The 604-nt window shown below is 47.6% G+C and carries 1 protein-coding gene; it reads right to left on the reverse strand.

The genetic code is table 11. The features are described 5' to 3' along the window. Positions 1-79 precede the first annotated feature (79 nt). Positions 80-406 (reverse strand): hypothetical protein, encoded by a 327-nt coding sequence (locus tag KP701_RS16195; protein ID WP_215747923.1) that lies wholly within the window; start codon positions 404-406, stop codon positions 80-82. Positions 407-604 lie beyond the last annotated feature (198 nt).

A 604-nucleotide genomic window follows, 5' to 3' on the forward strand; every position in this document is an offset into this window, starting at 1 on the left:
TGGGGACGAAGGCCCTTCCGTAAAACTCAGCTTCCCAAACTCGATTACCAAATCGTCTGCCACATGCCGATCAACCACTTCATACGTCATGGTATCGTTGATCAGATCTTTCCCATTGAAACGAAAAGACATTCCCAAACTCGATTACCAAATCGTCTGCCACATGCCGATCAACCACTTCATACGTCATGGTATCGTTGATCAGATCTTTCCCATTGAAACGAMAAGACATCCCGCCCGGCACACCTGGCAAACGACTGTTCTCTTCCGAGAGCCCTCCCGCCACTGACGAGGCAGTATGACCTTCCTTTTGCAACAGAGAATTGCCGGATGCCAAAAACGGTCGTTTTACATCGTCCTGCCTGGGGGCAGATTTATGCACGGGCAATATTAGAAAATCGGCCATTTTCTGGGAATCCCCAATTAAGCTTCGGGTGTTTGCGAATCCTTGCTCGAAACGACCGTTTTTGTCAACCTCACACCTTCACCAATCTTGAAGGAAACCATAGGGATCTTCAACCAAAAGTTCAGTTTGGAGGGCCTTTTATTTGATGTATTTGAGGGGGTTAAATGTTTATCGGCTACGCTCGGGTGTCTACAGAAG

The sequence above is a fragment of the Gluconobacter sp. P1C6_b genome, from assembly GCF_018811945.1.
Taxonomy (GTDB): domain Bacteria; phylum Pseudomonadota; class Alphaproteobacteria; order Acetobacterales; family Acetobacteraceae; genus Gluconobacter.